We start from the raw sequence: 26,598 nt of genomic DNA, 5'->3' as shown, positions 1-26,598 counted from the left end.
CCATCAGGCGGTCGGGCGGCGCAGGCTGGTTTTCTGCTGCTCCACGGCGATGGTGATGCCCGGGACGCGATCGCCTTGCAGCACCACGTCGAAGGCCATCAGCTCGTCGCGGCGGAAGGCATGCACCTGCACGGTTTCGCCGACCTTGTAGCGCGACAGCAGGCCATCCACGTTGGACGGGTTGCCGCTGACGCGCAGGCCATCGATGGCCACCAGCAGGTCGTTGGCCGACAGGCCGGCCTTCTGCGCGGCGCCGCCATCGTGCACGGCACTGAGCTTGCAGTCGGCGCCCTCGCGGCCGATGTTGACGTCCAGGCCAGGCTTGGACGACTTGCGTTCGTCCTTGTAGCTCACCCCGAATTGAGGCAGCAGCTTGGCCAGCGGCACGTCTTCGGTGCCGCGGATGTACTTGTCGAAGAAAGTCTTCAGCTTGAAGCCGGCCACGTTGTCGAACAGCGCTTCCACGTCTTCCGGCGTCACGCCGCGCGGCTTGCCGTTGTAGAAATCCCGGCCGAACTTCTGCCACAGCGCGCGCATGATGTCGTCCAGCGAGCGCTTGCCATTGGTCTTGGCACGAATGGTCAGGTCCAGGGCCAGGCCGATCAGCGAGCCCTTGGCGTAGTAGCTGACGATGGCGTTTGCCGAGTTCTCGTCCTGGCGGTAGTACTTGCCCCAGGCATCAAAGCTGGAATCGGCCACGCTTTGCTTGGTGCGGCCGCTGCCGCGCAGCACGGCGCCGACAGTCTTGCCCAGCATCTTGAAGTAGCCTTCTTCCGACAGCAGGCCCGCGCGCACCAGCATCAGGTCGTCGTAGTAGCTGGTAAAGCCTTCAAAAAGCCAGAGCAGCGGAGTGTAGTTCTCTGCCTGGTAATCGTAAGGAGCAAACACCGCCGGCTTGATGCGCTTGACGTTCCAGGTGTGGAAGTATTCGTGGCTGCACAGGCCCAGGAACTTCATATAGCCTTCGCTCGGCTCCTTGCCTTTCTGCGCGGTGGTCGGCAAGTCGGCACGGGAGCAGAACAGCGCCGTGGAGGCGCGGTGTTCCAGGCCGCCGTAGCCGTCGCCCACCACCATCGTCATGAACACGTAGCGGTCCATCGGCGCTTTCTTCGTGCGTGGCTCGAAGAAGGCGATTTGCGTCTCGCAGATCTGCTTCAGGTCGGCGCAAACGCGGGCAATGTCGAGGTTTGGCACGCGGCCGGTGAATACCACGTCGTGCTGCACGCCCAGGGCCTTGAAGCTGGCCATCTCGAACGTGCCCATTTCCACCGGGCTGTCGATCAATTCGTCGTAGTCCTGCGCGACGTAGGTGCCAAAGCCGTAGCGCCTGGCTTTGAGTTCCTTCAATGCGGTAGCAACGCGCCATTTGGCCGCTGCTTCATGGGCGGGACGCTGGATGTCGACCACGTGCGGGTCGCCTTCCTGTCCAACTGCGCGCAGGAATACGCTGGTGCCGTTGAAAAAGCCGTGGGTCTGGTCAAGGTGGGCGGCGCGCACCGACAGGTCCCAGGCATAGACTTCGTAATGCACGGTGAGCTTTCCCTTGCAGGGCGCGGCTTGCCACGAGTGCTTGTCCAGCTTCGACAGTTCGACCGGCTGGCCGCTTGCCTCGGCGCGGATCTGCACGATGTTGCGCGAGAATTCCCGGATCATGTAGCTGCCGGGGATCCAGGCCGGCAACACCAGGACCTGGCCTTCCGCCGCCGGCGCTTCAATGGTCATTGTGACCTGGAACATATGGGTTGCCGGATCTTTGGCGGCGATGGTGTAGCTGATCTTTTTGTTTTTCATTGGATATCGGATGGCGTATCGATGTCCTGCAGGATGCCGGGATCGTCCACCATCAGTTCGTTAACCGGGTTGTTCTTCAATATGCTGCGGGCACCCTGGTCTCCGGCCAGCGCCAGCAGGGCATGCAGGTGGCCACGGCCGAAGGCGACCGGGTTGCCGCGCTGGCCGTCGTGCACCGGCGCTGCGATCGTCGCTCCAGTTGTCGCTGCGGTTGTCGCTGCATGCGCCAGCGCCGCCATCGTGGCCGGCTGCACATAGGGCATGTCGGCCAGCGCAATCAGCCAGCCGGCTGCGTCCTGCGCGTGTCGCACGCCGCATACCAGCGAGGCAGCCATGCCCTCTCCTGCGTTTGCGCAAATGACAACTTCGCAGCCGAGGCCGCGCAAAAGGTTGGCCGTGGCCGCGTCTTCCGCCCGAACCACCGCAATGACGCGCGGCACAGCGGCCAGCAAGGCGCGGGCACTGGCCACGACTACCGGCTCGCCATTCGGCAGCGCCTGCAGCAGCTTGTAGCGCCCGCCGGTCGGATCGAAACGGCTGCCGCGGCCTGCAGCCAGCAAGATGCCAGCAACGGCGCCAGCGTCCGCAGCTACGGCGGACGCGTGTGCGAGGTCGGAAGCGGCCACGTGCTATGCCTGCCTTACGCCTTGGCTAGGTCGAACGGCAGCTTGCGTACGCGTTTGCCGGTCAGCTTGAACACTGCGTTGGCCAGGGCCGGGGCCAGCGGCGGCAATCCTGGCTCGCCCATGCCGGTAGGATTGTCGGTCGACGCGACGGTGAACACTTCCACCACCGGCATGTCCGTCATGCGCGCCACCGTGTAGTCGCTGAAATTCGACTGCTCGACCACGCCGTCCTTCAGCGTAATCGCCGCGCCAGGCAAGGTGGTGCCCAGTCCCATCAGCGCAGCGCCCTGCACCTGCGCTTCAATGGTCATCGGGTTCACCGGCAGGTTGCAATGCACGCCTGCGGTCACCTTGTGCACCTTGGGCTGGCCATTCCTGATGGACGCCACCACAACGTAGGCCACGGAGGTTTCGAACGATTCATGCAGCGCCACGCCCCAGGCCTGGCCTTTCGGCAATTTGGTCTTGCCGTAGCCCGACTTCTCAACCGCCAGGTTCAGCGCCGCCAGCTGGCGCGCATGCTTGGGATCGATCAGCTTGCGGCGATACTCCACCGGGTCCATTTTGGCGACATGCGCCGCTTCGTCGATCAGCGTCTCCATCACGAAGGCGGTGTGGGTCGAGCCCACGGAGCGCCACCACAGCACCGGCACATTGGTCTTCACGTTATGCACGCTCAGGTTCATCGGCACCGAGTACGGATCGCCCATGCCTTCGACCATCGTCGCGTCCACGCCATCCTTGACCATCATCGGCTCGAACGGCGTGCCGGTAATGATGGACTGGCCAACGATCACATGATTCCAGCCCACGATATTGCCCTTGGCGTCGAACCCGATATCGGCCTGGTGCACATGCGAAGGACGGTAGTAGCCGCCCTTGATATCGTCCTCGCGGCTCCAGATCAGCTTGACCGGGCCCTTGCCCCAAGCCTTGGCCACGTTCACGGCTTCCACGATATAGTCGGAAGTCGGCACCGCGCGGCGGCCGAAACCGCCGCCGGCCATCATGGTGTTCAACGTGACCTTGTCCGGCGCCAGGCCGGCAGCCTTGGCTGCTGCCACCGCGTCCAGCGTCTGGAACTGGCTGCCAGCCCAGATGGTACAGGAGTCGCCCTTCAGGTCGACCACGCAGTTCAAAGGCTCCATCGGCGCGTGCGCCAGGTAAGGGAATTCATAGGTCGCGCTGATCTTCTTCGGCGCCTTGGCGATGGCCGCAATATCGGCCTTCTTCACCGGCGTTCCGGCCTTCTTCGCCAAGGCCTTGTACTCGGCCAGCTGCTTCTTGCTACTGACTTTTTCCAGGCCCTCGGTATCCCATTCGACCACCAGGGCCTCGCGTCCCTGCCTGGCCGGCCAGTAGCCATTCGCCACCACGGCCAGGCCGCTGCCGCCACGGTCGGTATCGACCTTGATCACGTCGATCACGCCCGGAATGGCCTTGGCCTTGGCCGCGTCGAACTTCTTCACCTTGCCGCCAAAGACAGGCGGACGCGCCACCACCACAACCTTGGTGCCTTCCGGCTTGAAGTCCATGCCAAATTGCTGCGTGCCGGTCGACTTCGCGCGCGCATCCAGGCGCGGCGTCGGCTTGCCGATGATGGTGAAGTCCTTCTGGTCTTTCAGCTTGACTTCGGTCGGCACCGGCTGCTTCATCGCCGCATCGGCCATCGCGCCATAAGTCGCGCTCTGGCCGGATGGTCCGGTCAGCATGCCTTTCGATGCGCGTACCTGCGAAACGGGCACTTTCCACTGCTCGGCCGCCGCGGCAACCAGCATGGCGCGCGCACGGGCGCCGATTTCACGGTGCTGCTGCCAGGAATGCTTGACGGCGGTGGAACCGCCCGTCATCTGGATGCCGAAGTTAGGGTCTTTATAGGGATCGCCGGCCGGCGCCAGCGAAGAACGCACCTGCGACCAGTCCGCATCCAGCTCCTCGGCGATCAGCATCGGCAGCGCCGTATGCACGCCCTGCCCGAATTCGAGCCGGTTGACCTGGATGGTGACGGTATTATCCGGTGCGATATGCAGGAAGGCATTGGGCGCCACCGGCGGCTTGGCCGGGGCGTCGGCGGCCAGCGCCCGTGCGAAACGTCCGCCGTTGCTGGCCACGTAGAAGCCGAGGATCAGGCCACTGCCGGCCTTGAGGAAAGTACGGCGCGACACTCCTTCAGGAGCCACGCCGTCCGCTTGAGCTGCCATGAACCATTCTTTGCGCATGGCCGCCTCCCTCAAGCGATGGATTTCGCGGCGTCCTTGATGGCGGCGCGGATCCGTTGATAGGTACCACAGCGGCAGATATTGCCCGACATGGCATTGTCGATATCGCTGTCAGTCGGCGCCTTGTTGGTGCGCAGCAGCGCCGTTGCGCTCATCACCTGGCCGCTCTGGCAGTAGCCGCATTGCGGTACATCGTGCTTGACCCAGGCATCCTGCACCGCCTTGCCCACCTTGTCGGCAGACATGGCTTCAATGGTGGTGATTTTCTGGCCCACCGCTGCCGAAATCGGCGTCACGCAGGAGCGAATTGCCTGCCCTTCCAGGTGCACCGTGCACGCACCGCACATCGCCATGCCGCAGCCGAACTTGGTGCCGGTCATATTGAGGTTGTCGCGCAAGGCCCACAGGATGGGCGTAGAAGGGTCGGCGTCGACTTGTACGTCACGCCCGTTGATGTTCAATGTGACCATGCCAGCTCCCTAGTGAAGGTATCTCCGGGGTCAGCCCTGACAATCGGACCGCAGGTCCGGTTGCTGGACCTGAACCCGCATTTTTACTTGATGGTGGCGAACTTTGCTTCCAGCGTACGCTGGTCAACTGCTCCTGCAATGCGGCTGCCGTCAGCGAAGAAGATCGCAGGCGTGCCATTGATGCTCATTTTCTGGCCCAGGGCCAGTACCTTGTCGTTCGGCGCGGTGCAGCCGTTCGGCGCAACTGGCGCGGCCTTGCCGTTCAACATCCAGTCATCCCACGCCTTGTTGCGGTCAGCCGAGCACCAGATGTTCTGCGATTTGGTAAACGAATCCGGCGACAGGATGTTGTACAGGAAGGTGTAGACGGTCACATTGTCCATATTGGCCAGCGTGGTCTGGCGGAAGCGCTTGCAATAGCCGCAGTTCGGGTCTTCGAAGATCGCCATCACGCGCTTGCCGTTGCCCTTGACGGTCTTCAGCGCCAGTTCGAACGGCAGGTCGTCGAACTTGATCTTGTTCAGGTCATCGATGCGGGCCTGGGTCAGGTCGGTCCTGGTCTGCAGGTCCAGGATATGCCCTTCCACCAGGTAGCGCCCGGTCGGGTCGGCATAGCGCACCTCATTGCCGATGGCGACTTCATACATCCCAGGGATCGGAGACTTCTTGACGGAGTCGATCTTGACGCCGTTCAGGCGCTCGGCCAGGGCTTTGCGCAGTTGCGCTTCTTCTTTTGCGTTCTGCGCATCCGCACAGGACATCAGCATGACCGAAGCCAATGCCAATACCAGCTTACTCTTATTCATTAAGTTCTCCGCTTTACAGCTTTCCGAGGGCATGTGAAATCAGCCGGCGCTTTACGCCCGGCAATTTATCCAGCAAGTTTAGCCCGAAATTGCGCACTGCGCGCACCGGTTCGAGATCGGTGCCGAACAGGCGCTCCAGGCCATCCGTGGTGGCCAGCATCAGGCTCACTTCTTCCTTGCGTGCGCGGGCATAACGCGCCAGCACGCGGTCATCGCCGATGGAGCGGTGTTCTTCCCGCTCCGCCACGGCCTTTACCAGTTCCTGCACGTCGCCGAAGCCCAGGTTCATGCCATGCCCGGCCAGCGGGTGCACCACATGGGCGGCGTCCCCCACCAGGGCCACGCGCGGCGCCACCATCGCATGGGGGCGCATCAAGCGCAGCGGGAAGGCCTTGACGACTTCCGGCTGCAGCGGGGTCAGTTTGCCCAGCTTTTCCTGCGCAAAAGCAGCCAGTCTTTCGGCCAGCGCCATAGCGCCTTCGCGGCACAGGGAGTCGGCCAGCATGTCCGGCGCCGACCACACCAGCGAGACCTGCTTGCCCGGCAGCGGCAGCAAGGCGACAATGCCCTGCTCACAGGTGAACCACTGGTGCGCGACACCGTGATGCGGCAGTTCGCAGGCAAAGTTGGAGACCACGCCGCTTTGGTGATAAGGCCGGTAATCCAGGCCGATATCGCACTGGCTGCGCACCCAGGACTGGGCGCCGTCGGCGCCAACCACCAGGGAAGCGCCAAGGTGGGAACCATCGTCCAGGGCAATCACAGCGCCCTGCTCGTCGTGCTTCAGCGCGACGGCCTTGCCATGCACGAAATGCACGTTCTGCGCGAAACGCAGCGCTGCATCCAGGGCCTGGTTCAAGTTGCGGTCTTCCACGATCCAGCACAGGGTGCCGGTGTGGGCGCCGTAGGCATCGAAGTTCAGCGCGCCGGCCTTGTTGCCGTCGCCATTGACCAGCATGGCGTCGACCGGGGCGATGCGCGACTGATCCATCGCTCCCCATACTTTCAGCGAATCGAGCAGGCGGTGGGCAGTATGGTTGAGGGCGAACACGCGCACGTCCCAGCTCGCCTGGTCCGGACGCATCGGCGCCGGGGGTGGACCAAGCACCGTTACGCTCAATCCGGACTGGGCAAACGCAAGGGCTGCCGTCTTGGCTATGGCGCCATTGCCGACGATGCAGACCGCAGTCTGCACATGGTGATGCGTGGACTTGTTCATCCGCGCATTATAGCTTTCCCTCAATGGAAAAAGGCTATTGCAAACCAAGGATTCCCTGCTATAATGCTGCCTCTTGGCCTGGTAGCTCAGTTGGTAGAGCAGAGGACTGAAAATCCTTGTGTCGGTGGTTCGATTCCGCCCCGGGCCACCAAGAATAAAAAGTGAAAGCGCCGACCCTAGTGGTCGGCGTTTTCGTTTGGTGCGCCCGCCTTTTGACTGTGAGAATTAGCGCATTTTCCAAAGGTATCAATATGATACTATCTCGCGCTTACTTTCCTTCCGGCAAATAATATGACTGATATGCCGGATGGCAAGCCTACCTCAGTACCCCTGGGTAATGCCTTTCCCACATTTTCAAAACAAGAGATCTTTAGCATGAAAAAAGCTGTATTCGCCCTCGCCGCACTGGCAATCGCCTCCTCCTCATACGCCCAGGTTGCTGCTGCCCCTACCCAAACCGTGCGTCCCTTCGTCGGCCTCGGCGCCAGCGCTGGCGGCGACAAACTGGCCACTGCCGAGTACACCAACGGCGATTCCGCCAACATCCGTGCCGGCTCCGGCGTCTATTTCACCGGCGGCCTGGACTTCCGCATCAATGAGCAGTTTTCCGCGCAAACCAGCGTCAACTTCCACGTGGATAACCAGTCTGCGCGCAACGGTGACCTGCACTTCAATCGCTTCCCGATCGAAGCCCTCGCTTTCTACCATATCGACCCACAGTGGAAGATCGGCACCGGCCTGCGCTACGTCACCGGTGCCAAGCTGAGCGGCAGCGGCGCGGCCGAAATCGAGGACGTGAAGTTTGACAACACCCTGAGCGCTGTGGTGGAAGGGGAGTACCTGTTCACGCCGCACATCAGCATTAAACTGCGTTACGTGAATGAGAAGTTTGAAGTCAAGAACCGCTACAACAAAGTCGAAGTGAAAGCCAACCACGTTGGCATTTCGGGCAACTACTACTTCTGATGTGAACCAGCATTCGCCCATCACTCGCGGATCGCCCCCCCCCCCGGTTTGCGACGCCTCGCAAGTAAGCTGAACGCTCCTTGAAAAACGCCGATCCTCGCGATCGGCGTTTTTCTTTCTTGACGGCGCCCTTTCTCCGACTTATATTAAACCAATCGGTTAATTAAGTAATTGGTGAAATTCGATGCAAGACGCGCTCAGCCAAACTTTTTCTGCACTGGCAGACCCGACACGGCGTGCCATGCTGGCACGGCTGTCGCAGGGTGAGGCCAACGTTTCCGACCTGGCCCAGCCCTTCCTGGACGAGATGAGCTTGCCCGCCATTACCAAGCATTTGCAGGTACTGGAAAAAGCCGGCCTCATTACCAAGACGCGCAAGGCACAATGGCGCTCCTGCAAAATCAATGGCGACGGCCTGAAGGGTGCCGCCGACTGGATGGAGCAATACCGCGTGTTCTGGGAAGAGAGTTTCGACCGCCTCGATGCCTACCTGAAAACCGTTACCGCAAAAAACCCACCTAAAGGAGACGAAAATGGCTGAATTCAGTGCCCCGAATGAGATTCGCATTATCCGCACCTATGACGCGCCGGTGCAGGCGGTGTGGGATGCGTGGACCGATCCGGCCCAGGTCGCGCAATGGTGGGGGCCGCGCGGCTTTACGCTGACCACGCACAGCAAGGACTTGCGCGTCGGCGGCACGTGGCGCTACACCATGCACGGCCCGGACGGTACCGATTTCCCCAATAAGTCCACCTACCATGTGGTGGAGCCGCTGCACAAGCTGGTCTACGACCACGGCGCCACTGACGACACGCCGCCGCTGTTCCGCGTCACGGTGCTTTTCGCCGAGGTGGGTGGCCAGACCCGCATGGACATGACCATGGCCCTGGCCGATGCCGAGGCTGCCGCCCAAACCCGCCAGTTCATCAGGCACGCCAACGGCGATTCGACCTGGGACCGGCTGGCGGAATACCTGGGCAAGCGCCTGGCGGACGAAGACAAGTTCGTCATCAACCGCAGCTTCGATGCGCCACTGGAAACTGTATTCGACATGTGGACCGGGCCAGAGCACCTGACCCGCTGGCTTCCGCCCACCGGCATGGAAATGCGCTTCCTGCGCGCAGACATCCGCACCGGCGGCGAATCGCTGTATTGCATGAGCAATGCGGCAATCACCATGTATGGCCGCGCCCGTTATGAGGAAATCCGCCGCCCTGACTTGCTGGTCTACACCCAGCAATTCTGCGACGAGAACGAGAAGATCGCACGCCACCCGATGGCGCCAGTGTGGCCGGAAACCATGCGCACCACGGTGCAATTTGCTGCCGAAACGCCTGATCGCACCAGGGTTACCGTGACATGGGAGGTGGAAGGCAAAGCCACGGCGGCAGAATTGGCGGCCTTCCTTGAACACCGCGCCAGCATGACGCAGGGCTGGAGCGGCTCCTTTGACAAGCTGGAAGCGCTGCTCAGCGCTTGATGGAAGCCCCGCCGCGCAGCGCGGCGGGGGTGGCATCACTTACGGCTTGGAGGCTGGCGCTACACCAGCCGCGCCCGCAGCTGCCTTGGCAAAGTCACCGGCCTTGATGACCGACACGGCTTCCGGCTTCAGGGTCGCGCGCAGTGCTTCGTTAACCTGGGCCACGGTCAGCGCGCCGACTTTGGCTTCCAGGTCCTTGTCGAAGGCCATGGTGCGGTCGAAGCTCAGGTAGTTGGCCAGGCGGCCGACCAGGCCCGCGTCACCGGTGCGGCCCACTTGCTGCGATTGCAGCCAGGCCTTCTTGGCGTCGGCCAGTTCGGCTTCCGTGAAACCTTCCTTAAGCGCCTTGTTCAGCTCTTCTCGCAGCGCGGCCTCCACCTTGACGGTGTTTTGCGGAGCGCTGATCGCGAAGGCCAGCCACAAGCCGGCCGGATCGCGTGCCGGCACGGACAGTTGCGAACCCACGCCATAGGACAGGCCTTCCTTCTGGCGGATGCGGTCGGCCAGGCGGCTACGCAGGGCGCCGCCACCGAGCATGTAGTTACCCATCAACAGGGCCGGGTAGCCCGCAGCGTCGTCTTTCATCGGCACCGGCTGGATCGCGAACAGGACCGAGTTGGCCTTGTCCGGAGTCTCGATTGAAATGCTCTGGCCCGCCACTGGTTTCAATTCGCTGGCGATGCGGACATAGGGCTGCTCCGCCTTCCAGTTGCCGAACAGCTTGGTTGCCTGTGCCTGCACGGCAGCGGCGTCGAAATCACCCACCACGGACAGGCTCGCGTTGCCGGCGCCGTAGTAAGCTTTGTGGAAAGCTTTGACTTGCTCCTGGGTCGCGGCTTTTTGTTCCGCCAGCTGCTCCGGCAAGGTCATGGTGTAGCGCACGTGGCCCGCCGGGAAAGTATTGGTCAGGCGCTGCATGGCGTTGCCGGCCAATGGTTGCGGCTCGGTCATTTGCTGTTCGGTACCCGAGATCATCTCGCGCTGGCGCTCGGAAAAGTCCTTTGCCGTGAATGCCGGCTTCACCAGCGATTCGCCCAGCAGGTCCAGGAATGCCGCCAGGTTGTCGCGCGTGGTGGTCACGTTGACAGTCACGCCTTCGGCGCCGCCGTTGACGTTCACGTTTGCCTTCAGCTTGTCGAGGGCATCCTTGACTTCCTGGCGCGACAGGCGCTCGGTACCGCTCAACAGCAACGAGGCGGTCAGGTCGCCGATGACGGCCTTGCCCATCAGGTTCTCGGCCGTCCCCATGCGCAGTTGCAGCGACGCGCTGACGGTGTTGCCCTTGGTGCTCTTTGGCAGCAGCGCCAGCTTCATGCCGTTGGCCAGCACCGAACGCTGGGTACGTTTTTCAATGTTGTCCGGGCTGGGATCGAACACTTCGCCCTGCGCGATTGCCGCGCGGCCCTTGTAATCCTTGACCAGTGCGGCGACGTCCGGCGTCTTCGGCACCTCGGTACGGTCGGCAGCGTCAGTCGGGATGAAGCGTGCCAGCGTACGGTTTGCAGGTTTCAGGTATTTCAGTGCCGCGGCCTGCACGGCTGCCACGTCGATTTTCTCAACCTGGTCGCGGCGCTGGTGGAACAGGCGCCAGTCGCCGGCCGCTTGCGCCGAGGTCAGGGCGATGGTGAAGCGGGCAGTGTCGTTGACAGTCTGGTCGATGTCCTTGGCGATCGAGGCTTTGGCGCGCTCCACTTCAGCTTCGGTGACCGGATTGGACTTGATGTCTTCCAGCGCTTTCAGCATCGCCTCCTCCACTGCAGCGGTCTGGCCGTCCTTCGGCACCACGGCAGCAAACAGGTGATAGCCCGGTTCCATCTGGTTGAAGTCGAGATCCATCACGGACGACGCCAGCTTGGCATCGACCAGGGTCTTGTGCAGGCGGCCGCTTGGGGCCTCGGACAGGATACGGCCCAGCACCTGCAGGGCCGCCGCATCCGGATGGCTGGCCGGGGCAACGTGGTAGCCGGCAGCCACGATCTGGGTGCCGCCGCTACGGCGAATGGTGACCGCACGCTCGCCGTCCTGCGTCGGTTCGGCGGTATAGGTCGGGGCCAGCACGCGACTTGGCTTGGGGATTTTGCCGAACAGTTCGTTGATCTGGGCCAGCACCTTGGCTTCGTCGAAGCGGCCGGCCACCATCAGGATCGCGTTGTCCGGCTGGTAGTAGCGCTGGTAGAACGCGCGCAGGCGCTCGATGCTCACGCCTTCGATGTCGGAACGGGCGCCGATGGTCGACTTGCCGTAGTTGTGCCAGTCGAAGGCAACCGACATGGTGCGCTCGAGCGTGACGCGGAACGGATCGCTTTCACCGCGTTCGAATTCGTTACGTACGACCGTCATCTCCCCTTTCTGCGTCTTGTTGTTCCACAGGTCGTCCTGGCTGATCGGCGAGTTGACCATGCGGTCGGCTTCCAGCTCCAGCATCAGCTTCAGGTTGTCGTCGTTGGCGGGGAAGGTCGAGAAGTAATTGGTGCGGTCGTACCATGTCGTGCCGTTGAAGCGGCCGCCGGTCTGGTTCAGCACTTCCACCGGCGTCTTGCTGCCTTTCTTGATGCCGAAGTTGGCGGTCGGCTTGAACAGCAGGTGTTCCAGCAAGTGCGCCATGCCGGTCTCGCCATAGTTCTCGTGGCGCGAACCCACCATGTAGACGATGTTGGTGGTCAGGGTCGGCTTGCTCGCGTCGGGGAACAGCAGGACGCGCAGGCCGTTGGCCAGGCGGTATTCGGTAATCCCCTCGACCGAGGTGACCTTGACTGCGGCAGCCTTGCTTGCGGCAGCTTTGACGGGGATAGCTGGCGCGGCGGCGAATGCTGGCGACAGGATCCCTGCGCTGAGCATGATGGCGGTAAGTAGCTTCACTCTGGGTAGTTCCTATATAAAAATAAAGGTTATAAATTATATAACCAGGAACTTGTTGTGATGAATTTTTTAATTTGGCCACCCGCGCATCACCATAAGTGCTTGCCGTCGATCACCGTGACGCCGGCCGTGGCGGCATCGAAATCGTCGAACAGGCGTGCATTGACACCTATGCGGCGGGTATGGCCATCCCAACTGCCATCCATCTCGAAGGCGGGTGAATCGGAAAAGGTAGCGCAGCCACACAACGGGCAGAAATGGTGCGCTACCGCCCTGGTTTTCCAGCGGTAGGCGCTATCGCCCGAGGGCGCCGGCACCAGCTGGAACTGGTCAGGCGAAAAATAGGCGAGCAAAGCGCCGCGCTTGGCGCAAAACGAACAGGTGCAGCGTGTGAGCTGGGCGGGAATCTCGCCATCGATCTCGAACGCAACGGCGCCACAGTGGCAACTTCCTTTGATAGTCATGGCCGGGCTCCTTCATCAAGATTCCGCTTGGCGCGGGACCCGGTCAATGTAGCGCCAAATGCCAGAAGGCGGCGTTACCGTTCCACGTCCTATTGCCCCAGCAACTTGTCGACCTCGGCTTGCGCGCCCCTGAGCGCCACTTCCGGCGCCACCCCACCGTCCAGCGTGCGGTCGATCGCTTTCTTGAGGATGTTGCGTACTTTCAGGTTGTCAACCGACATCAGCTTGGGTTTTGCGTACTGGAGCTGCTGGCGCACGCGCACAAACGCTTCTTCGCTGGCGTAGCGCTCCTTGAGTTCGACTTCCGAGAATGCAGCATCGACGGTCGGAAAGAATCCCGTGGCCGCACTGATGCGCGCCTGCACCGAGGGCCGAGACAGGAACCTGGCCAGCTTCAGCGCCACATCCTGCTGGTCATAACTGAGATTTGCCGAGATGTAGAGGTTGCCGCCCCCGACGGCCACCCCGTGATTTCTTTTCTTCGGCAGCATATCGGCCATCCATGCAAACCTGGCATTGGCGCGCACGGCCTCCATGCCTCCCGAAGAATAATAAGTCACCGGGTAATAACCGGCGATAAAACCATTGAGCGTCGCCTTCCAGTTATTGGACCGCCTCAATAGCTTGAGGTCCTTCAACCGTTTCCAGTAATGCAGCGCCTCCGACGCTTCGCGTGTCGCCAGGGTCACCCTGGCGCCGTCGAACAGGCTGCCACCGGCTTGCCGCACCGCGGCCTCGAACAGATAGTCGTACCAGTCGCCGCCAAGGCAGAACGGCTCCTGCTGCAAACGCTTTTGCAGCTTCCCCAGCAGCACTTCCGTCTCCTGCCAAGTTTCAGGCAAGTGTGCGCTGTCGATGCCTGCCGAACGCAATTGGTCGAGGTTGTACAGCGCCACCGGCATGCTGCGCAGGAACGGCGGGCCGCAAAACTTCTTGCTCAGGCAATAGCTGTTTCCGAGAAATTCGCGCGTCAGCGGCGCCAGGAACTCGCTGAGGTTGCCGCCGTGGGCCTGCAGCACGTCCTCGAAGGGAACGATCAGGCCCATATTTTCCAGCTCCAGCGTTTCCGACACTTCGGCGACAAACAGGCCGGCATTCCGGCCGTGCGCCTGCAGCTCCTTGACGCTGGAAACGACTTCGTCCCAGCTCGACAAGGGAACAAATTCGATGCGGACGCCGGATTCGCCGCGCTCGAATTCACGCACAAGGTTGAGGTACAGGCGCGAACCTTCCGACGTCGCGCCAGATGGCACAATGAACTTCAGGGTTTGCGCCTGGGCGGCAGGCAGGCCAAAACAAGCCAGCATTACCATGGCTGCGGCAACAGCGCGATGCAGGCATCGAATCCGGTGTTGGTCCATGCTTTAATCTAGCACGTGGAAGCGCCTCAGGCACGCTGGCCTTCTGCCTGCCGGAAGCAGTTCCTGCCGGCGCGCTTGGCCTCGTACATGGCCTGGTCAGCTGCCTTGACCAGGGTGTCGGCCGTCATGCCGGCTTCGTAATAGGCCAGGCCGATGCTGGTACTCACCTGCAGCTGCGCGCCAGGCAAAAGGAAAGGCGGCACCATTGCAAGCACCAGCTTTTCCGCAATCACGGCGGCATCTTCCCTTTCGGCCAGGCCTTCGATCACGAGCACGAATTCGTCACCGCCAAGACGAGCGATAAAGTCCGACTCACGCAGCACCGCGCGCGTGCGGCTGGCAAACGTACGGATCACTTCGTCCCCGGCATCGTGTCCATAGTTGTCGTTGATGTGCTTGAAACGGTCGATGTCGAAGTACATCAGCGCCAGCCCTGGTTGCCGCTGTGCCCGCTTGACCGCCTCACTCAAGTGGCTGTCGAAGAAACCGCGGTTCGGCAGGCCGGTCAACACATCATAGTTCGCGCGACGGAACAACTCCTGCTCCATGTATTTGCGCGCGGTGATGTCCTCGGTCACTGCCAGCACCCCGACCACTTTGCCCTGTTCGTCCTTGAGCGGGATCTTGCTGGTCTCGATCCAGCACGGCGTGCCGTCGCGGCGGTGATCGCTTGCCTGCATTTTCAGGCGTGGCAGGCCGGAGCGCATCACGTCGAGATCCACCTGCCTGAAGTGCTCGGCCTGGTCCTTCCAGCGCAAGTCGGCATCGGTCTTGCCAACCAGCTCGTCCACGTTGTCCAGGCCGGCATCCTCGAGCAAGGACCGGTTCCCGCCCAGGAAAACGCTGTCGAGATCCTTCCAGAATACGCTCTGTGGAATATTGTCGATAATGTGGCGCAGCATCTGGCGCGACTCGTGCAGGGCCAGCTCCGCCTGCTTGCGCTCAGTGATGTTTTCTGCAAAGCCCAGTACATGGGTCAACGTGCCGCCTGCACTCATCGGTATCAGCACGATCGACATGTCCGAGCTGCGGCCATCGGGCGCAACGACCCGGCTGGTATAGGCCACGGCGTTGCCGGCCAGGACCTCCTCGAAACGCCTTGCCGCGACTGCGCGGCTTTCGTCCACGATGAAGCCGTCCACGGAGGCCCCGACCAAGGCCTCGCGGTTCACGCCGAGTTCGCGCGCCAGCTGCTGGTTCGCGTGGATGATGCGCCGTTCGCTGTCCAGCGCATACACGGCAAAAGGATGGCCTTCGAAAAAGCCGGCGAAGCGTTCGCTGAAGTCGCGGCGCGCGCGCTTGCGCACCAGGTAACGCGGCCACGCAGCCGCGACATAGCTGGCGACCAGGGAGAGCAGCAGGCCGATGGCAAACATTTGCGCCCCCGCCTGCGTCGCTTTCGGGTCGAGCACAGCCTTTTTGGCATAGAAAAAGATCAGCCAATTGCGGTTTGCAAACTGCAATTCCACCCGGTGTGCCAGCACGTGGGCCGATTCAGGCTGCAGCACGTGCGGCACCTGGTCGGCGTCGAACAGCACCGTGCTTTCGGCCACGCGGTCTTCAAACACCTCGAGGTCGAAGAGCTGGGCGAGGCGTCCATGGTCGAAACCCTGGAACAGGCGATCGACGTACATGGATGAAAAGACGAAACCCCTCAGGTCGGCGCCAGGCTTCGCGCTCGTTCCGGCGCGCGCCCCCCGGACAGGCGTAAACAGCATGACGACCTGGGCCCTTCCGGCATGCTGCAGAGCCGAATGGCGGCTGCTTGCCACCGGTGCATCGCGCATATCCGCTTCGCGCATCGCTTGCCAACGGTCCGGCACCGACGAGAAGTCAAAGCCGCGCAAGCGGTCTGCGCGATGTGCATCCGTCGCGTGTTGGCCATACAGCAGGGGATAAAAGGCATCGGCACCGTAGCGCGGACTGGAAACGCGGAAGCCGGCAAACGTCTGCGCCGTCTCGGACTCGAAGCGCTGAAGCTGGGAAGCCTCCACCCGCGGCAGGTAGCCGAAGGAACTGCTGCCTTCCAGCCGTTCAAACAAGCGGCTGGCTGCCATGTATTTCTCAAACTCTTCCGGGTCGACGCGGCCCGATGCACTGAAGAACGCTCCCATCGAACGGCTGGCATCCATGTACTGCCCCAGTCGATGCCGCAACAGAGCCTCGTAATTCCTGGCGCGCTCCTGCAAGTCAGCGAGCTGCTCCTCCTGGCTATGCTGGACGGTTGCGACGTACAGGTAAGCTGACGCCAGCACCCCGCCCAGAAAGATTGCGGCGGGCAGGCCAAGCCGGGCGAGTATTGTGCGTGTCCTGGCAAAGAGAGAAACCATGATTTCCCTTGATCTACGTGAAAATGGACCTTCGGGGGCGAGGAAGGGGAAACGATCCGGTCAGGGACCGATGGCCGCGGGCGCGGCAAGTGCAAACAGATTACCACAGAGATGTAACATAAATGCCGTACGGCAATTGAACCTCGCGGCCAGTGTTGCGTACGCCCCACCAGGAGTGATCAATATAATATGCCGCACTCCTATGAGTTTCCGTTAGGTAAATAATCCATGAAAAAAATCTTCCTGTTCGCCTTGGCAGCATGCGCGGTGCCAGGCCTGGCCCTGGCCAATGACGGCATTGCCTCGGTCAGCGTCGGCGGCATCGTGTTCGGCAAAACCGATGCCATTGCCATGAAGAAGGAAGTGCTGAACATCAGCCATGACCTGATCAGCGTCGACTACGAGTTCCTGAATGAGTCAGCCAACGAAGTCGAAGAAACCATTGTATTTCCCCTGCCGCCCTACCCTGTCGCAATGCAGGGCAGTGACACTTATTATGGCCAGCCGGACGGGTTTTCCATCCGCGTCGACGGCAAAGCTGTCACATTCCAGAGCAGGCTGGTGGCCCGCTCGCCCGACGGCGAGGACGTCACCGCGCAGCTGAAGAAACTCGGTTTCAGCCATAAAGAGATCGCCTACACCCCAGCGTTCGCAGAGACCTCCGGCAAGGTCGCTGCCTTCACCGAGCAGCAAACCAGGCAGTTGATTAAGCTGGGCCTGCTGGACAAGGAGAGCCGCGATCCGACCTGGACGGTGGAAGTCAATTACGTCTGGCGCCAGAAATTCCCGGCCAACAGGATCGTGCGCGTTCACCACGACTACCGCCCCTTTTTCGAAGGCGGCCCCGGCGCGACGGCCATGTACGACGGCTTCGCGGCGGCCTATTGCACCGACCAAAGCTACCTGAATGCCCGTGCCAAGGTCGCGGCGCGCAGCAATGGCTACGTCAATACCCATAACGTGTCCTACATCCTCAAGACCGGAAACACCTGGAAGAACGGAATCGAGGATTTCACCCTCAACATCATCAAGCGCAAGCCGGATGAACTGATCAGCCTGTGCTTCCCCGGCACGTTCAAGAAGCTCAACGCCCTCACCTACCAGGTTCGCCTGGCAAACTTCCGTCCGACCAGAGACCTCAACGTCCATTTTGGCAACGTCGAGGAAGGCGGAAGGCAAGATGGCGTCATGCCCGTACTGCCCAAATGAGCGTATTCCACATTGCGAAATCCGGATCTCATATCGTAGAAAATTGCTTGGCGGCGCACCATACCGAACAGTTCATTTTGCGAAAAGCCATTTCATATCATGGCAAATAAAAAATAACATATTGAATATAAAGGAAAAAATATAGCTTATATGTCTTATATAAGACATGGTGCAATGCAAAAGAACGGCCTATCATTATTCCAAGTGCTTCGCCTTTTTTAATCCGCTTTTTTGCTAGGAATAGACCATGTCCCACTACCAAGACGACATCCAAGCCATCGCAGCCCTGAAGGAACGCAACGGCAGCGCCTGGAACGCCATCAGCCCTGAAGCGGCCGCCCGCATGCGCGCCCAGAACAAATTCAAGACCGGCCTGGACATTGCCCGCTACACCGCCAAGATCATGCGCGCCGACATGGCCCGCTACGATGCCGACCCTTCCCAGTACACCCAGTCCCTGGGTTGCTGGCACGGTTTCATCGGCCAGCAAAAAATGATCTCCATCAAGAAGCACTTCAACAGTACCGACCGCCGCTACCTCTACCTGTCGGGCTGGATGGTTGCTGCGCTGCGCTCCGAATTCGGCCCGCTGCCTGACCAGTCGATGCACGAAAAAACTGCCGTCTCGGCCCTGATCAAGGAGCTGTACACCTTCCTGCGCCAGGCTGACGCACGCGAACTGGGCGGCCTGTTCCGCCAGCTGGATGGCGCCACCGGCGACGCCAAGAAAGCCATCCAGGACAAGATCGACAACCACGTCACCCACGTCGTGCCTATCATCGCCGACATCGACGCCGGTTTCGGTAACGCCGAAGCGACCTACCTGCTGGCCAAGCAGTTCATCGAAGCCGGTGCCTGCTGTATCCAGATCGAGAACCAGGTATCGGACGAGAAGCAGTGCGGCCACCAGGACGGCAAGGTCACCGTGCCGCATGAAGACTTCCTGGCCAAGATCCGCGCCATACGCTACGCCTTCCTGGAACTGGGCGTGGAAGATGGCGTCATCGTCGCCCGTACCGACTCGCTGGGCGCCGGCCTGACCAAGCAGATCGCCGTCACCAACCAGCCAGGCGACCTGGGCGACCAGTACAATTCCTTCCTCGACTGCGACGAGGTTTCCGCCGACGCCCTGGGCAACGGCGACGTGATCATCAAGCGCGACGGCAAGCTGCTGCGTCCTAAGCGCCTGCCATCCAACCTGTTCCAGTTCCGTTCCGGCACCGGCGAAGCACGCTGCGTCCTGGATTGCATCACCTCGCTGCAGAACGGCGCCGACCTGCTGTGGATCGAAACCGAGAAGCCGCATATCGCCCAGATCGGCGGCATGGTCAGCGAAATCCGCAAAGTGATCCCGAACGCCAAGCTGGTGTACAACAACAGCCCATCGTTCAACTGGACCCTGAACTTCCGCCAGCAAGCGTATGACCGCATGAAAGCAGAAGGCAAGGACGTGTCGGCCTACGACCGCGCGGCCCTGATGAGCGTTGAATACGACGCTACCCCACTGGCGATCGAGGCCGACGAGAAGATCCGCACTTTCCAGGCTGATGCAGCCCGCGAAGCCGGCATCTTCCACCACCTGATCACCCTGCCGACCTACCACACCGCGGCCCTGTCGACCGACAACCTGGCCAAGGAATACTTCGGCGACCAGGGCATGCTGGGCTATGTGGCCGGCGTGCAGCGCAAGGAAATCCGCCAAGGCATCGCCTGCGTCAAGCACCAGAACATGTCAGGTTCCGACATCGGCGACGACCACAAGGAATACTTCAGCGGCGAAGCTGCGCTGAAGGCGGCCGGCAAAGACAACACCATGAACCAGTTCTAAGCTTCCTCCTGAGGCTAAACGCCACCTTCGGGTGGCGTTTTTTTTGCCTGTTTCTGCATGGAATTTGTGTGGTTTCCAGGTCAGTTTTGCGAAGAAAGCCAGTATTCCGGTTGACCTTGCGATTGAAGCAACCTAGCATCACTTTCGATAGCCGCCACCAGCGGCTGTCTTTTTCTGTTGTCCAAGGCCACTCATTCAACACTCGATCCCAGGACTCATCATGTTCAAAAAACAGAGCAGAATTTCCCGCGCCAGATTCGCCATGACCGTGCTGGCGGCGGCCGTCAGTGCCCAGTTCTCCATGGCCGGCGCCGCGACCGGCGACGTGCGCGTCATCGTTGGCTTCAAGGCCGGCGGCGCCTCAGGCGCCAAAGCAGCCATCGCGGCGGCGCGCGGCAAGGTGGTACAGGACTTGGCGGAGATTAACGCCACGGCAGCCGAGGTTCCCGGCAGCGAAGTGGCCACGCTGCGCAAGAACTCCCAGATCGAGTTCGTGGAAGAGGACAGGAAACGCTATCCCTTCGCCGTCAGCACGCCGTCCACCGGCAGCCCATATTTGCTGGGCCAGCAGGTACCGTATGGTATCGGCATGGTCCAGGCCGACCAGTTGCCCGACACCTATGCCAGCAACCGTACCGTATGCATCATCGACTCCGGCATCGACCGGGCACATGAAGACCTGAACGGCAACCGCCTCACCGGCGACAGCAATCCCGGCACCGGCAACTGGACCACCGACGAACTGCATCACGGCACCCACGTCGCCGGCACCATCGCCGCCATCAACAATGCCGGCGTCGGCGTGGTCGGCGTGAATCCAGGCCGCCAGCTGAACATCCACATTGTCAAGGTGTTCAGTGCCGACGAATGGACTTATACCTCGACCCTGATCGGCGCCGCCAACAAGTGCGGCGCGGCCGGCGCCAATGTGATCAGCATGTCGCTTGGCGGCGGCGACCCGAGCATCGCCGAAGAACTTGCCTTCGCCGGGCTGGCCAAGCGCGGCGTGCTGTCGATTGCCGCCGCCGGCAACGACGGCAACAATACCCAGTCCTACCCAGCCGGCTACAGCAGCGTGATGTCGATCGGCGCCCTGGACGAAAACAGGCAGGTCGCCAACTTCTCCCAGTTCACGCCAAAGGTTGAACTGTCGGCGCCGGGCGTCAGCGTGTTGTCGACAGTGCCAATGGGCAGCGGCCGCAGCGCCACTCTGCAGGTGAGCGACGTCGTCTACACGCCGATTCCGATGGATGGCACGCCGCCCGGCACCGCCTCGGGCATGCTGGCCAACTTCGGACTCGGCACCGCGGTCGATGGCGCCATGGCCGGCAAGATCTGCCTGATCCAGCGCGGCGCGATCTCGTTCGCGGCCAAGGTCACCAACTGCCAGGCCAGCGGCGGCATTGGCGCGGTCGTGTACAACAACGTGGCGGGCGAGCTGAATGGCACGCTGGGCGGAACGGTCACCAGCATTCCTTCGGTCGGCGTATCGGATACGGTGGGCGCCAGCCTGCTGCAGCAACTGGGCCAGCCGGCGGTGCTGCAAGTGAACGCAACCAGTTACGCGCTCTTCAACGGCACCTCAATGGCAACCCCGCACGTGTCGGCAGTGGCAGCGCTGGTGTGGAGCTACTTCCCGAAATGCAGCGCGGCCCAGATCCGCAACACGCTGGACAAGACCGCGCTTGACCTGGGCGCGGCCGGCCGCGACCCGTACTACGGTTATGGCCTGGTGCAAGCCAAGGCAGCATATGACCGCCTCCATAGCATGGGCTGCAACAACTAGGCGGAGTCAAGGGCTTGCAGGGCGAGCGATGCCATGGCGCGGATTCCCTCGTACGACTTGGCGGAGGCGATAAACCTGCCGTTGTGGCAAAAACCGGCGTCCGGCACGCCGGTGACTGCCGCCAGTTCGGCATCGCGCAAGCCCGCCCAGGCCTCCGGCAGGTCTGCCCGCGCATCGAAATTTTCAGTACTGAGCGGGACCGTATGCAGCAGGTGGCGCTGCTCGGCGATGCTATAGCTGATCACGAACAGCACCTTGGGCATCTCCTTGCGCACCACCTGGCTCCACGGCAGCGCCCCATTTTTCAGGAACAGGACCTTGCCGCCCTCCAGCACTTCTGCCTGTCGCACCTGCTCCACGGCCAGCAAGGCGCCGACCCGGTATCTGACGGCATTGACCATGACGTCAGTCAGCACGTCCATCGCCCGGCGGAACTGCGACAACCGGAATTCATCCGAGGCCCCGCCATAGCCCAGCCTTTGCTCGTCGAGCCAGCTGGTGTTGTAGCCGGAAATTACCGCCGACAAGCCATAGCTGCCCGGCGCGCTCTTCGCGGCGCCCACGTCCGACAGGTCGAGGTACTGCACCACGTCCGCATCGATGGCATAAGCAATTTCGCGGGCCTGCGCTTCCGCCAGCTGCTGCCCGGTATGGGCAAGGGCCAGCGCACTCACGCAGCGCGCGCCATGCGCGCGCCATACCAGGCCGGCGCTGGCATACGGCACGCCGCTCTGCCGCGCCACATCGAAGCCTTTTTGATGATGGTCGAAGCGGCCTGCGGCCGGGTCCCACACACCGCCCACGTCGACTGCAAAGTCAGCCGCATCGATGATGGCCTGGTCGCGCGTGCGGATGATGTCGGCGCCGGGATATAAAACATTCAATACAGCGACAGCCCACGCATCGTCTGCGTGGAACTTGCCGCTGTGAGTCGCTATAAGCATGCATCGTCCAATCGTTGAAACTAGGTGCATGATATACCGCCATTCCTCCATTACGAGCACCATGCGGTATTTGACGGCACCGGACTTCATCTTCTGGTAGGCGGCATTGGCCCGTTCCAGCGGCATGGTCTCGACCATGGCGCGCACGCCCGACAGCACGCTGAAGTCCAAGGCCTTTTCATTTTCATAAGGTGTGCCGGTAATCGAGCCCAGCAAGCTGCGCTCGCCAAGCACCAGCTGGCCTGGAGCAACAGGCAACGTGGACTTGCCAGCGCCCAGCACGACCAGGCGTCCTTGCGGCGCCAGTCCACGCATCAGCGCCGCGACAATAGCCGGATCGCTGGCGGTGGCAATGACAGCCTGCGCACCGCCCATGGCCTGCAGCTTGCTGGCCGGATCGCCGCCTTCGGTGTCGATATAGCTGTGTGCTCCCAACGCAAGTGCGTCATCGGCGATACGGCCGCGGCCCAGCGCGACAACCCTGAAACCCATGCGGCGCGCATATTGAATGGCCATATGTCCCAGGCCGCCGATGCCGAAGATAGCCACCGTATCGCCAGCTTGGGCGCCCGATTTCTTGAGTGCGTTGAAGGTGGCGATGCCGGCGCACAGGATAGGTGCAGCTTCTTCGGCATCCAGTTCACCCGGGATCGAAACCAGTCCTGTGCTACGGGCCAGCATCATCTCCGCATAGCCCCCGTCGCGCGATGCACCTGTAAAACCCTGGTTCTGGCATAGCTGGAAGCGCCCCTGGCGGCATTGACGGCATTCGTTGCAGTGGCCAGCAAGGCGGCCAACACCCACGCGCTGGCCCAGCTTCCACATGGATGGCGTCGCCGAGCCAATGGCAGCGATCCGCCCGACCACTTCATGCCCGGGCACGCGCGGTGGCTGCAGGGTTGGATCGGCGCCCTCAATGTCGGCCACGTCGGCGCCGCAGATGCCGCACGCCTCAACCTTGATCAATACCTCGCCGGCGCCGGGCACAGGCACTGGACGCTCCACCAGCTCAAGTACGCCGGGCCGGGTAATTTGGATGGTACGGTAGGTATCTTTCATAAGATCGCTCCAATTCCGAGAGTTGCTGCTTCAATTGCCCCGGCAAGGTAGCCGGGATACTGCGGCGACCATTCGCTGGCAATGCCGGTGACGCGGCCGCGCCATGATCCGGACTCTGGCGCCGCGGCTGGTGCGCGCGCATGCTGTCCCGCACCGGCCAGGTCGTCCGCCGTGGCAGTGAATCGTTCAAGCGCCCAATCCTTGATGTATTCCGCTTGCGGTGTGGCCGCAGCGGGCCCGAACAGGCGCGCAAGTTGGGCGCGGCACAACACGCGCATTTCGTCGTCCGGCACGCGCTTCCTCACGCTCGCCGGCACGCCAAAGAAGCCGGACAGTGCGGCGCGCCCGCCAGGCAGCGCTGCATCATGGACTTCCGCGAGCGGGCCGGCAGCGCTCCTTGCCTCGCCCGACAAGCCCATCTCGCGCCAGAACGGGCTGTCATAGACCGCAAGGTATTTGGCATGCTGCGCCATCCAGGTATCGGTTGCCTCCCATTGCGCGGCCAGGGCTTGCGGCAAGGCCGGCAGGAATTCAATCGACTGGATCGCCAGGCGCGGCGGCAGCGCCAGCAAGACCTGGTCGACGCGCAAGGACACGGCGTCGCCATCGCATTCGACTTCCACCGCGTCGGCGCCGCAGCGCAGGCGGCGCACCGCCTTTCCGCTGACGATGCGCCCACGGCCCACGTGGCTGCGCAACGCCGCTACCAGTGCCCCCATTCCGCCGGCCAGCCGTATTGCAGCGGGCGCATTCACGTAGCCAGGCGCCATGAATGGCCGTTCATCGCGGGAACGCTCCATCATCATGATGCCGGTTTCAAACTGCGCGAAACGCACCAGTCCGAGCTCGCTCACCAGCGCATCCATCTGGCGCTGGTAACCGGGCCAGAACCAGGCCGGCCCCAGGTCAAAACCATCGACAGTGGCGATCCGGCCGCCAACGTCATCGCGTGCCTCCAGCACGACATAGTCCGTGAAGCCCTTGCGCTCAAGCAGGAAGGCGGCATACATGCCGGCAAGGCCAGCGCCGATAATGGCGACTTTGGCAGTTTTGGTATTCATTTTCCTGCTCTCAGATAAACCGTCGCGCCGTGCGCGCCGGCAGCAATGCCCGGGTATTCGCCTTCTGGCAGGCGTAGCCAGCTCCCGCGAAAATGAAGCTCGCCCTCACAGCCAAGGGAGCCGCTTATCACCAGCACCTCGGCCGCTGCGATCGCGCCATCGAACAGCACTTCGTGCGACGCCAGCCGCTGCAAGCTGAACTGCTCCGCAGCGTCGCAGAACAGTGGGCAGATTTCCCTCCCCTGCTCGCGCCGCCACGCGGAAGCCTGCCGCGTATCGATGCGCACCTGCCCCTGGCCCGCAGGCGACATCCGCGCCAGCTTCACGAAAATGATGGCGCCGCCTGCGCTGGCGGGAGCATGCGATGATCCAGGCGGGTTGCGCAGGTACCAGCCCTCCGGGTAGTGTTGCTCCCCTTCCGAAAAGACGCCGGAAAGAACCAGGATCTCTTCGCCGCCTGGATGCCCGTGCGCCGGATAAAAGGCGCCCGGAGCGTAGCGCACGATGCTTGTGGCTCGCCCGTGCTCGCCGGCCAGTCGCTCCAGCATGACGCGCTCGACGCCAGGCTGCGGCGACGCCACCCAACGGTATCGGGCGGCGTCGACAATTGCGCGGCGCATAAAGTCTGCGTTGACGAGCATCGCTTTACTTTGGCAATTGCGCGTGGGCTTCCAGCACGCGCGCCGAATAGGTCAGCGCTGCGCCGGCATTCAGGGCAATCGCGACACTCAAGGCCTCCGAGATTTCCGCCAGGCTCGCCCCATGCCCTACTGCTTTCCTGGTGTGCACCGAGATGCAGCCATCGCAACGCGTCGTGACGGCCACGGCAAGCGCGATCAGTTCATGCATCTTGGGCTCCAATTGGCCGCTCTTGCCGGCCGCGTTATCAAGGGCCATGATGCCGCGCATCGCTTCAGGGCTTTGCTGGGCATAGTCGCCAACACTGGCGAGCAGGGAATCGCGATAGCTGTTCCAATCTTGCATCATTTTTTGAACCTCCTTTCAGTAGGCTTGGTAAATCCGGATATCGGGCGCCGCTTCCAGCAGCGGCTTGAGGCCACCAACGACATCGGCAGTAAACATTTCGCCGGCCAGGTAGGCATTGGCGTTATCGAGACTGTCGAAAGCGTGCAATACCTGGACGTCTTCCACCCGCACCAGCAGTTCCTTCGACTTTGCGCCGGCGATGGTGTTCAGGAACGGCGCTTTGTAGTCGCGGTAGACAGCGGCTGCCGCAGCACGGTTGGCGTGAGCAATCTTCAGTGTGATTTGCAGGTAAATCATTTCAAGCTCCTGTCAGGTTCAGTTGCGGCCGGCCATCACGCCGCCGTCCACATCCCAGATTGCGCCCGTCACCCAGCCCGCCTGGTCCGATAGGAGGAAGGCAATGACTTCCGCCACATCCTGCGGCGTGCCGACACGGCCGATCGGATGGAAGCCGTTGAAGCCTTGCAGCGCACTGTGCACTTCCGCCTTTGGGATAAAGCCTTCGTAAATTGGCGTTTGCACCACCGCTGGCGATACGGCATTGACGCGAATCTGTTTGGGTGCCAGTTCCAACGCCAGGTGCTGGGTCAGCGAGTGCAGGCCGGCCTTGGCCATCGAGTACGCCGAGGATGGCGTCGCCGCAATGGCCTGCTTGCCCCACATCGAACCGATATTGACGATGGCGCCCGGTCGATTGCGCGCCACCAGGTTTGCAGCCACCTTCTGGGTAATGAAGAAGAACGCCTTGTTCAGCTTCATGTATTGGTCGAAATCTCCTTCCTGGTGTTCCAGGAACGGTTTCGGGAAGAAGACGCCTGCCGCATTGACCAGCAGGTCGATGTCCGGATGCTGTTCGTCCAGCGTTTTCAACAACTGCGCCACGCCTTCGGCGTCCGACAGGTTGGCGGTCAGCGCCGTCACCGTGCCCAGTTCCGCCAGTTCACGACGCGCCTCTTCGGCCTTCTTGGCCTGGTGGCCCACGATCACAGCGCTGCCGCCTTGCGACATCACAAGGCGGGCAGCCTGTAGCCCCATGCCGCTGGTGCCGCCGACTACCAGCAGTTTCCTGCCTTCGAACTGTTTGCTCATGCTGAAATCCTTTCTTTAGTGGATTGATTTGGTGCTGTCATTA

General features: G+C 61.9%; 21 protein-coding genes, 1 tRNA gene and 2 pseudogenes. 7 read left to right on the top strand and 17 right to left on the bottom strand.

From position 1 onward, the window contains the following. Positions 1-3: 3 nt before the first annotated feature. The 6 genes from ACN9MZ_RS05660 to ACN9MZ_RS05635 form a co-directional block, all read right to left on the bottom strand. Complete coding sequence (locus tag ACN9MZ_RS05660) at positions 4-1,791, bottom strand: M61 family metallopeptidase (protein WP_426341269.1); 1,788 nt, start codon at positions 1,789-1,791, stop codon at positions 4-6. Next, entirely contained in the window at positions 1,788-2,417 is a 630-nt protein-coding gene (locus ACN9MZ_RS05655) for a nucleotidyltransferase family protein (protein ID WP_426341268.1), read from the bottom strand. Before ACN9MZ_RS05655 ends, ACN9MZ_RS05660 begins: the two co-directional genes overlap by 4 nt. A 14-nt stretch (positions 2,418-2,431) precedes the next feature. Next, on the bottom strand, positions 2,432-4,636 hold the full coding sequence (locus tag ACN9MZ_RS05650; RefSeq protein ID WP_426341267.1) for a molybdopterin cofactor-binding domain-containing protein: 2,205 nt from the start codon (positions 4,634-4,636) through the stop codon (positions 2,432-2,434). A gap of 11 nt (positions 4,637-4,647) precedes the next feature. Further along, positions 4,648-5,106 carry a (2Fe-2S)-binding protein gene (locus ACN9MZ_RS05645; RefSeq protein ID WP_426168417.1) on the bottom strand — a complete coding sequence of 153 codons (459 nt, stop codon included), beginning with the start codon at positions 5,104-5,106 and terminating at the stop codon, positions 4,648-4,650. Between the two features lie 83 nt (positions 5,107-5,189). Continuing rightward, entirely contained in the window at positions 5,190-5,912 is a 723-nt protein-coding gene (locus ACN9MZ_RS05640; protein ID WP_426341266.1) for a DsbC family protein, read from the bottom strand. A 13-nt stretch (positions 5,913-5,925) separates the two neighbouring features. After that, positions 5,926-7,131, bottom strand: coding sequence for an FAD-dependent monooxygenase (locus tag ACN9MZ_RS05635; RefSeq protein ID WP_426341265.1), 1,206 nt, complete (start codon positions 7,129-7,131; stop codon positions 5,926-5,928). A gap of 75 nt (positions 7,132-7,206) precedes the next feature. Here ACN9MZ_RS05635 and ACN9MZ_RS05630 point away from each other — a divergent pair. From ACN9MZ_RS05630 to ACN9MZ_RS05615, 4 genes are all read left to right on the top strand, one after another. Further along, positions 7,207-7,282: transfer RNA gene (locus ACN9MZ_RS05630), tRNA-Phe, on the top strand. 224 nt (positions 7,283-7,506) lie between these two features. Continuing rightward, positions 7,507-8,097 carry an outer membrane beta-barrel protein gene (locus ACN9MZ_RS05625; protein ID WP_426341264.1) on the top strand — a complete coding sequence of 197 codons (591 nt, stop codon included), beginning with the start codon at positions 7,507-7,509 and terminating at the stop codon, positions 8,095-8,097. Positions 8,098-8,281: 184 nt separating this feature from the next. After that, positions 8,282-8,638 carry an ArsR/SmtB family transcription factor gene (locus tag ACN9MZ_RS05620; protein ID WP_426341263.1) on the top strand — a complete coding sequence of 119 codons (357 nt, stop codon included), beginning with the start codon at positions 8,282-8,284 and terminating at the stop codon, positions 8,636-8,638. After that, positions 8,631-9,578 (top strand): SRPBCC family protein, encoded by a 948-nt coding sequence (locus tag ACN9MZ_RS05615; RefSeq protein WP_426341262.1) that lies wholly within the window; start codon positions 8,631-8,633, stop codon positions 9,576-9,578. The genes ACN9MZ_RS05620 and ACN9MZ_RS05615 overlap by 8 nt, the downstream gene beginning before the upstream one ends. 39 nt (positions 9,579-9,617) lie before the next feature. Here ACN9MZ_RS05615 and ACN9MZ_RS05610 read toward each other — a convergent pair whose 3' ends face one another. The 4 genes from ACN9MZ_RS05610 to ACN9MZ_RS05595 all read right to left on the bottom strand — a co-directional run bounded on the left by ACN9MZ_RS05610 (position 9,618) and on the right by ACN9MZ_RS05595 (position 16,592). After that, on the bottom strand, positions 9,618-12,437 hold the full coding sequence (locus tag ACN9MZ_RS05610) for a M16 family metallopeptidase (protein WP_426341261.1): 2,820 nt from the start codon (positions 12,435-12,437) through the stop codon (positions 9,618-9,620). Positions 12,438-12,526: 89 nt separating this feature from the next. Next, the gene (locus ACN9MZ_RS05605; protein ID WP_426341260.1) at positions 12,527-12,901 is read right to left on the bottom strand and encodes a GFA family protein; all 375 of its coding nucleotides are present in this window, start codon (positions 12,899-12,901) and stop codon (positions 12,527-12,529) included. Between the two features lie 89 nt (positions 12,902-12,990). Further along, positions 12,991-14,208 (bottom strand): extracellular solute-binding protein, encoded by a 1,218-nt coding sequence (locus ACN9MZ_RS05600; RefSeq protein ID WP_426341259.1) that lies wholly within the window; start codon positions 14,206-14,208, stop codon positions 12,991-12,993. A gap of 80 nt (positions 14,209-14,288) precedes the next feature. Then, positions 14,289-16,592 (bottom strand): diguanylate cyclase domain-containing protein, encoded by a 2,304-nt coding sequence (locus ACN9MZ_RS05595; protein WP_426341258.1) that lies wholly within the window; start codon positions 16,590-16,592, stop codon positions 14,289-14,291. Between the two features lie 228 nt (positions 16,593-16,820). Here ACN9MZ_RS05595 and ACN9MZ_RS05590 point away from each other — a divergent pair, with 228 nt between their 5' ends. The 3 genes from ACN9MZ_RS05590 (at position 16,821) to ACN9MZ_RS05580 (ending at position 21,415) form a co-directional block, all read left to right on the top strand. Further along, complete coding sequence (locus ACN9MZ_RS05590) at positions 16,821-17,801, top strand: DUF4424 family protein (protein ID WP_426341257.1); 981 nt, start codon at positions 16,821-16,823, stop codon at positions 17,799-17,801. Positions 17,802-18,048: 247 nt separating this feature from the next. Further along, positions 18,049-19,629, top strand: a complete 1,581-nt coding sequence (locus tag ACN9MZ_RS05585; RefSeq protein WP_426341256.1) for an isocitrate lyase — start codon at positions 18,049-18,051, stop codon at positions 19,627-19,629. 220 nt (positions 19,630-19,849) lie between these two features. Then, complete coding sequence (locus ACN9MZ_RS05580; RefSeq protein ID WP_426341255.1) at positions 19,850-21,415, top strand: S8 family serine peptidase; 1,566 nt, start codon at positions 19,850-19,852, stop codon at positions 21,413-21,415. Here the strand turns inward: ACN9MZ_RS05580 and ACN9MZ_RS05575 are convergent. The 7 genes and pseudogenes from ACN9MZ_RS05575 to ACN9MZ_RS05545 form a co-directional block, all read right to left on the bottom strand. Further along, positions 21,412-22,341 (bottom strand): annotated as a pseudogene (locus ACN9MZ_RS05575) (MYG1 family protein); the annotation flags it as partial. The gene ACN9MZ_RS05580 and the pseudogene ACN9MZ_RS05575 overlap by 4 nt on opposite strands. A gap of 66 nt (positions 22,342-22,407) precedes the next feature. Continuing rightward, positions 22,408-23,418: pseudogene (locus tag ACN9MZ_RS05570) on the bottom strand (alcohol dehydrogenase); the annotation flags it as partial. After that, the gene (locus tag ACN9MZ_RS05565; RefSeq protein ID WP_426341254.1) at positions 23,415-24,479 is read right to left on the bottom strand and encodes a flavin monoamine oxidase family protein; all 1,065 of its coding nucleotides are present in this window, start codon (positions 24,477-24,479) and stop codon (positions 23,415-23,417) included. The pseudogene ACN9MZ_RS05570 and the gene ACN9MZ_RS05565, both read right to left, overlap by 4 nt. Continuing rightward, positions 24,476-25,120, bottom strand: coding sequence for a cupin domain-containing protein (locus ACN9MZ_RS05560; RefSeq protein ID WP_426341253.1), 645 nt, complete (start codon positions 25,118-25,120; stop codon positions 24,476-24,478). Before ACN9MZ_RS05560 ends, ACN9MZ_RS05565 begins: the two co-directional genes overlap by 4 nt. Before the next feature lie 4 nt (positions 25,121-25,124). Next, complete coding sequence (locus tag ACN9MZ_RS05555; protein ID WP_426341252.1) at positions 25,125-25,466, bottom strand: carboxymuconolactone decarboxylase family protein; 342 nt, start codon at positions 25,464-25,466, stop codon at positions 25,125-25,127. Positions 25,467-25,481: 15 nt separating this feature from the next. Then, a complete protein-coding gene (locus ACN9MZ_RS05550) occupies positions 25,482-25,763 on the bottom strand; it encodes a hypothetical protein (RefSeq protein ID WP_426341251.1) in 282 nt (93 codons plus the stop codon). Positions 25,764-25,781: 18 nt separating this feature from the next. Next, a complete protein-coding gene (locus tag ACN9MZ_RS05545) occupies positions 25,782-26,555 on the bottom strand; it encodes an SDR family NAD(P)-dependent oxidoreductase (protein ID WP_426341250.1) in 774 nt (257 codons plus the stop codon). Positions 26,556-26,598: the final 43 nt, after the last annotated feature.

It is taken from the genome of Pseudoduganella sp. S-14, from assembly GCF_049913285.1.
Classification (GTDB): Bacteria; Pseudomonadota; Gammaproteobacteria; order Burkholderiales; family Burkholderiaceae_D; genus Rugamonas.
This window is presented reverse-complemented; position numbering and strand designations above follow the sequence as displayed.